This window comes from Salifodinibacter halophilus (assembly GCA_012999515.1).
Classification (GTDB): domain Bacteria; phylum Pseudomonadota; class Gammaproteobacteria; order Nevskiales; family Salinisphaeraceae; genus Salifodinibacter; species Salifodinibacter halophilus.
The window spans coordinates 1-261 of record JABEEB010000366.1; the positions used below are offsets into that span (position 1 = coordinate 1).

Genomic DNA, 261 nt, shown 5'->3' on the forward strand with positions numbered 1-261 from the left:
CGCCGAGCTTGCGCAGGATCGCGGTCACGTGCGCTTTGACCGTCGCTTCCGACACGCCCAACTCATAACCGATCTGTTTGTTGAGCAGGCCCGCGCCGAGCATCTGCAACACCCGGAACTGCTGCGGGGTGAGATCGCGCAGGCGCTGCGCGGCCTCGTGCTCGTCGGCGTTGGCCGCGGGCGCGGCGATCGCGGCCGGCGGCGCCCAGCGGTCGCCGTCGAGCACGGTGGTGATGGCCTCGCCCAGGGTCGCGGCGTCGG

General features: G+C 72.0%; 1 protein-coding gene. It reads right to left on the reverse strand.

Going from position 1 to position 261, the window contains the following annotated elements; all coding sequences use genetic code 11:
• The coding region (locus HKX41_12050; protein NNC24867.1) for a response regulator transcription factor at window positions 1-261 on the reverse strand (261 nt) is incomplete at both ends.